Raw genomic sequence first — 4,614 nt, 5'->3', positions numbered from 1 at the left:
CATATCCGAGCAAATCATCTACCTCTCGCAGGTAACGCACTTCCCACTGCGCGAGATCCTCTACTCCGGTTCGCAAGTCGTGCTCGATCAATCGTTCCTCAACTGGAACTTCAACCCGGGCCTAACGGCAAACGACTTCCCCTTCTAAACCCCACGCGCGCCGGCGCGTATGGCCAACCGCGATAACGAGCGTTTGAAAAGACGCTCGTTATACTTTTCTTTGCGGTAGGTGCGCTGGTGTAGCCAGCCAGGGCGGGCCTGTGGTGCGATCGGGGGCGTGCAGCTTTTTCGACCTGGCCAGGATGGCCACTTCAAAACTTTGTTTTGTCGAAAAAGTGCTCGAGCTATAAAATTTCATGGATGAAATTTTATGGCGTCCCCCGATCGCATCACAGGCCCGCCCTGGCTGGCTACGCCCACGTCGCTAAGCCTTCGAAAGATAGCGCTTGCGTAATTCGTCGAGGATGACGGCAAGCAAGATCACGGCGCCCAGGACGACTTTTTGTAAATACGAATCGATGTTGAGCAGGTTCATCGCGTTGTAGAGCAAGCCGATGAGCAGCGCTCCGAAGAACGTGCCGATGATGCTGCCTTGGCCGCCCATGAGGCTCGTGCCGCCCACGACGACCGCGGCGATCGCTTCGAGCAGCTCATCGCCGGTGCCCGTCTGCGGCGAGCCGGATCCGAACAGCGCCATGTAGAGAAAGCCGACGATGGCGGCGCACATACCGCTGATCACGTAGACGAGCGTTTTGATGCGAGCGGTGTTCACGCCGGCAAGGCGCGCGGCTTCTTCGTTGCCGCCGATGGCGAACACGTACCGTCCGAATCGCGTGCGCGTGAGGATGACCGTGAAAATCGCGATGACGACGATCATCCAAATGACCGGCGTTGGAATGCTGGGCAGATGGAGCGCTTTGGTAAGCGGCCCCAGGAACGAGCCGTATCCGACACCGGCGAACGCCTCGGAGTTGGTCAGCGCAACCGGCCGGCCGTGCGAGATGATGTATGAAAGCCCGAGGGTCACCTCGAGCATCGCGAAGGTCGTGATGAACGGCGGCAAGTTGAGTTTGACGACCGGCACCGCGTTGACGTAGCCCGCCGCCGCTCCCACCGCGAGGCCTGCCAGTAACGTGACGGCCAGGAGCGGGATGCCGCCGATGTGCAGGCTGTTGGCGACGATCGCCATGACGACGCCCGTGAGCGAGACGAGCGAGCCGATCGAGAGATCGATACCGGCGGTAATGATGACGAACGTTTGGCCGATGCCCAGGATACAGTTGTAGGTGATTTGGCGCAGGACGCGCACGATGTTGCTCGGCTGCAGAAACGTGCCGTGCGCGGCGACGTTTACGACGATGACGAGAACGGTCAATACCGCGAGCGCGGCGACGATACGCACCCAATAATTTCGCAACGCTGAGGTCATCGCGCGGCCCCCGTCGCGGCGGCGATAACGGCGGCCGGTGTGGCCTGTTCGCGCGAGAATTCCGCCGCGATTCGGCCTTGGCGTATGGCCAGAACGCGGTGCGATAATCCCAAAACTTCGGGTAACTCGCTCGATACCATGACGATGGCAGCTCCCTGTTGTGCGAGGGTGAGGATGAGCGCATAGATTTCGGCCTTAGCGCCGATATCGATGCCGCGGGTTGGTTCGTCGAACAAGAAGACGCGCGCCGTTCCGAGCAGCCACTTCGCGAGGACGACCTTCTGCTGGTTGCCGCCCGAGAGCGTGCGAACCGGTTGTTCGGGGCCGGTGACTCGGATGCGTAATTCCTCGATTTTTTGCTCTGCGGCGGCGCTCTCGCGCGTGCGATCGATCAGCAATTCGCGATTGATGAATTGCGCGAGGTGTGCGAGGGAGATATTTTCGCGCACGGCCATTCCGAGAACGAGGCCTTGGCCTTTGCGGTCTTCGGTGATAAAGGCGATACCGGCCGCTATGCCCTCACCGGGCGTTCGCAACCGTTGGGGCTTGCCGTCGATGGCGATACTGCCGCTTTGAACGATGTCGGCGGCGGCGATGGCGCGCAGAATTTCGGTACGGCCGGCGCCCACCAAACCTGCGAGCCCGACGATCTCCCCGGCACGCACGTTAAAACTCACGTCGTCGATGACGCCGCTGCGCGTGAGACCGCGGACGTCGAGCACGATCGGAGCGCCGGCCGGAACCGGCGGCGCGACGGGATAATGCGCGTCGACCGTGCGGCCGACCATCGCGCGAACGATGTCGCCGGGCGGAAAATCGCTTGCCGCGCGCGTCTCTATCGCGCGACCGTCGCGCATCACGGTAATGCGATCGGCGATCCGCGGCAGTTCCTCCATGCGGTGCGAGATGTAGATGATCCCGACGCCGCCGGCCTTGAGCTTCGCGATGATCGCGAACAAGCGATCGACTTCCCGATCGGTCAGCGCCGCACTAGGTTCGTCCATGACGATGATGCGCGCGTGCTTGGAAAGCACTTTCGCGATCTCGACGATCTGCTGCTGCCCAACCGAGAGGCGCGCGGTGGGAACGTCGAGCGGAATCTCGATGCCGAGATCGTCGAGCACGCGCGCGGCTCGGGCGCGCGCCGCTGCGGGGTCGAGCAGGCCGCCGCGCGTGGGCTCGTTGCCGAGCACGATATTCTCCACCGCCGTGAGGTGCGGTACGAGATTGAACTCTTGATAGATCATACCGATGCCTACCGCCTCGGCGGCATGCGGTGATTCGTTGCGAACGGCATGCCCGTCCACGACGATCTCGCCCTCGTCCGCGGTCTGCGCTCCCGCCAGGATCTTCATCAGGGTCGATTTGCCCGCACCGTTCTCGCCGACCAACGCGAGCACTTCACCCGCGTGGAGCGTGAGCGAGACATCCGAAAGCGCGCGGACACCGGGAAAAGATTTCCCGATGTCGCGCATTTCGAGCAGCGGAGTTGCCAGGGTAGTCAGCGGTTACGGCGCCTTGGTCGCGTCGGCTTTGGTATACGAACCCACGCCGACCTTCACCAGATACGGATCCTTCTTACCGGCGAAGTAATCGTGGATCGTATCGATGGTCATCGCGCCGATCTTCTCCGGATACTGGATTGCATCGCCGTACATCTGCCCGGCTTTGATGGCGGCACGCGCCTCGGACGTTGCATCGTAACCGACGATGGCAACCTTGCCGGTGAGCCCCGCCGCCTTGACGGCCGTGAGCGCTCCGAGCGCGGAATCGTCGTTGATGCCGAACACGCCGCTCAGATGCTTGTGCGACTGCAGAATGTCGCCCATGTCGCTGGCGGCTTTATCGCGCTGCCCACCCGCATCGACGTCCGCGACGACCGTCACGCCGGGGCAGCGCGCGGTGAGGGCTTCGCGGAAGCCCTTGACCCGGTCCTGAACGCTGGTCACTTCGGGCTCGTCGATGATGGCCACGGTTCCAGACTTGCCGACCGCCTGGCAGATCAGATCGCCCGCCTGCATGCCGCCTTGCACGTTGTCGCTGGCGATATGCGCCACGACGTGGCCCTGCTTGCTCACGCTCGCGATGTCGGCCGTGAACACGGGGATGTTGGCTCTGTTGGCCTCCGCGATCGCACTGCCGATGGCGGTGGAATCGTAAGGCGTAAGGACGATGGCATCGACCTTCTTTGTGATGAAGTCCTCGACTTGGCTCTGCTGGACGCTATTGTCGCGATTGGCATCGACGACCGTGAGCGCGTAGCCGTATTTAGCGGCCTCCGAGCGCATACCGGCCTCCATGTCCTGGTAGAATTGGGCCTCGCGGTTCTGGATCGAGACGCCGATGGTTTTGGTGATGGCAACCGGGCTGGCCCCGGCCGACGACGATGTGGCCTGCGAGCCCGAATTCGAGCAAGCGGAGACCGCGATGCACAGGGCAGCGATCAGCGCGGAACGAGCGTGGTTCAAGCGTGGTCTCCTTCGAGAGAAATCGGTCAGCGCAGGTGGTTGGCTAACGGCGTTCGCGCGCCTTCGTTGTCCACAGCAACCGACATTTCTCTTGTGCAATCTGTGGAGAAGCCGAACCGAACCTTACCTTTCTCGCAGGCGTGGGCGCCCGGCACAAGAAGCGCCGCGCATGGATCACAAGAATCTCGCCTCCATCACCGACGAGGCCCAGAGCGGAGGCGTCCGGGCCGCCGTGCTGGGCATCAACGACGGATTGGTGACCAACCTCGCGCTCATTCTCGGCGTTGCGGGCGGCTCGTCGAATGCCGACCTGGTCAAGTTGGCGGGGCTTGCCAGCTTGGTCGCCGGTGCCTGCTCGATGGCCGTCGGAGAGTATGTCTCGATGAAGGCACAGGTCCAGCTGCTCGAGCGGATCCTACGTTCGGTGGGTCGAGCTTTCACCGACCCAAACGAGCGTACGGCAGGCGTGAAGATCGCCTTCGTACGCGAGGGGCTCTCACAGAGCGTTGCCAGCGAGGCCGCCCGCGACCTTTGCAACGACGAAAACGCCTGCGTGCAGCTCTACTCACGCGCCGTTCTGGGCATCAATCCCGGCGAGCTGGGCTCGCCCTGGATCGCCACATTCGCGTCGCTCGTGACGTTTGCGCTCGGAGCGTGCGTGCCGCTAGCGCCGTGGTTCTTCTTCGCCCCCCATGCCGCCACCGTAATATCGATCGC

The 4,614-nt window shown here is 62.7% G+C and carries 4 protein-coding genes; 1 reads left to right on the top strand and 3 read right to left on the bottom strand.

The genetic code is table 11. The features are described from left to right. Window positions 1-424 precede the first annotated feature (424 nt). From VMW12_12880 to VMW12_12870, 3 genes are read right to left on the bottom strand one after another with little or no spacing between them, the layout of a single operon-like run. Entirely contained in the window at window positions 425-1,429 is a 1,005-nt protein-coding gene (locus VMW12_12880) for an ABC transporter permease (GenBank protein ID HUZ50613.1), read from the bottom strand. After that, on the bottom strand, window positions 1,426-2,904 hold the full coding sequence (locus VMW12_12875; GenBank protein HUZ50612.1) for a sugar ABC transporter ATP-binding protein: 1,479 nt from the start codon (window positions 2,902-2,904) through the stop codon (window positions 1,426-1,428). The genes VMW12_12880 and VMW12_12875 overlap by 4 nt, the downstream gene beginning before the upstream one ends. 33 nt (window positions 2,905-2,937) lie before the next feature. Further along, entirely contained in the window at window positions 2,938-3,897 is a 960-nt protein-coding gene (locus tag VMW12_12870) for a substrate-binding domain-containing protein (protein ID HUZ50611.1), read from the bottom strand. A 169-nt stretch (window positions 3,898-4,066) separates the two neighbouring features. Here VMW12_12870 and VMW12_12865 point away from each other — a divergent pair. Then, window positions 4,067-4,614 (top strand): VIT1/CCC1 transporter family protein (locus VMW12_12865; protein ID HUZ50610.1); only part of this gene is annotated, 548 nt, incomplete at its 3' end.

The organism is Candidatus Dormiibacterota bacterium (assembly GCA_035532835.1).
Taxonomy (GTDB): domain Bacteria; phylum Vulcanimicrobiota; class Vulcanimicrobiia; order Vulcanimicrobiales; family Vulcanimicrobiaceae; genus DAHUXY01.
This window is presented reverse-complemented; position numbering and strand designations above follow the sequence as displayed.

Coding starts and splice junctions, on each gene's coding strand:
- VMW12_12880 (HUZ50613.1), bottom strand. CDS start 1,429: ATGACCTCAGCGTTGCGAAATTATTGGGTGCGTATCGTCGCCGCGCTC.
- VMW12_12875 (HUZ50612.1), bottom strand. CDS start 2,904: ATGCGCGACATCGGGAAATCTTTTCCCGGTGTCCGCGCGCTTTCGGAT.